The organism is Paraburkholderia sp. BR10954 (genome assembly GCF_040965775.1).
In the GTDB taxonomy this organism is placed as follows: domain Bacteria; phylum Pseudomonadota; class Gammaproteobacteria; order Burkholderiales; family Burkholderiaceae; genus Paraburkholderia; species Paraburkholderia youngii.
Genome location: NZ_JBFRCK010000156.1, coordinates 1 through 1,587 on the forward strand (window position 1 = coordinate 1; position 1,587 = coordinate 1,587).

At 67.3% G+C, this 1,587-nt stretch carries 1 protein-coding gene and 1 pseudogene; both read left to right on the forward strand.

Annotated elements, in window-relative coordinates:
• Positions 1 to 1,106 (forward strand): annotated as a pseudogene (locus tag AB4Y34_RS41535) (exodeoxyribonuclease V subunit gamma); the annotation flags it as partial.
• The coding region (locus AB4Y34_RS41540; protein ID WP_368719270.1) for a UvrD-helicase domain-containing protein at positions 1,103 to 1,587 on the forward strand (485 nt) is incomplete at its 3' end. The pseudogene AB4Y34_RS41535 and the gene AB4Y34_RS41540, both read left to right, overlap by 4 nt.

The window sequence follows — 1,587 nt, forward strand, 5'->3', positions numbered from 1 at the left end:
AGTTCATCGTCGAGCATCCGTTGCAGGCGTTCGCGTCGGACTATTTTGCGGCGAAGCCCGATCTGTTCACCTACGACGCCGATCGCGCCGAGCTGGCCACATTGCTCGCCGAACCGCAGCATGCCGCCGCCGCGCCGTTCTTCGATCAACCGCTGCCGCCGGAAGATATGCACGAGGTGCAGTTCGACGACTTCGTGCGTTTCTGGCGTCATCCGGCGCGCGCGCTGTTGCGCGACCGGCTCGGCATTGCGTTGTCAGATGCGCAGGGCGAGCTGCTCGATACCGAGCCGTTCGATCTCGACTATGCGGGCCGGGACGCGCTCGCCGAGCGCCTGTTGCCAGTGCTGCTCGACGCCGACACCGCAGATGAGGTGACGTACAGCCGCGTGCAGCGCGTCGCCGAGGCCAGCCCCGAGTTGCCGGGCGGCGCGACCGGCGCGGTGTGGCGCGCGCGCGAACTGTCCGCGCTGCGGCAGTTGGCGCAAAGCGTGCGGCGCGAAGTGGCCGCCGGTGTCGAGCGCTTGCCGTTCGTGCTCGACATCATGCCGCGCTGGCCGCAAGACGGTGATCGCACCGACAGCGCCAATTCGCTGTTCGGCGACTACGACGCGCTGCTGCGCGAGTCCGCCGAAACGCCGCTGCAAATGCGCGGCACGTTGAACCTGCTGACCGGAACGGGACAAGTGATCTTTCGTTATGCCAAAGCCAGCGCGCGCGACTATCTGTCCGCGTGGCTCGCGCATCTGGTCTATTGCGCGGCGCAGCCGGACGGTCCGCGCCGCACCGTGTGGCACGGCAGCGGCGAGAGCTTCGAGCTTGCGCCCGTTGCGGCGCCGCTCGACGAACTCGCGCCGTTGGCGGCGCTCTTCAATGCCGGCCGCCGGCTGCCGCTGCGCTTCTTCCCGAAGAGCGCATGGGCGAGAGTCAGCGAAAGCGAAGCGGCGGCACAGGGCGTATGGATCAACGACCGTGTGCGCGGCGAATCCGACGACCCCGCGTTGCGCATCGCGCTGCGCGGCACGCCGCTCACGCTCGCCGAACCGTTCGGCAGCCTCGCCGCGATCGTCTTCAAGCCACTGATCCAGCATGTGCGGAGCGCCTCATGAGCGAAGCGCTGCGCCATCAAAACCTCGTCGCCGACGAGCTCGACGTGTTCGCGTGTCCGCTCGACGGCGTGAACCAGATCGAAGCGTCGGCGGGCACCGGCAAGACGTGGAACATCTGCGCGCTGTACGTGCGGCTGCTGCTCGAAAAGAACCTGAACGCCGATCAGATTCTAGTCGTCACGTTCACGAAGGCCGCGACCGCGGAGTTGCACGAGCGCATACGCGGCCGTCTCGCGGAACTGCATCGCGCGATTGAGATGGACGACAACGGCGACGATCCGTTCATCCGCCGGCTATTCGAAACGACGCTCGCGCCGCAGAACGGTATCGGGCGCGAGGCGGCGTTGAAGGTCGTGCGCCGTGCGCTGCGCACCTTCGATCAGGCCGCGATCCACACGATCCACGCGTTCTGTCAGCGCGCGTTGCAGGAAGCGCCGTTCGCCGCCGCGATGCCGTTCGCGTTCGAGATGGAAGCCGACGA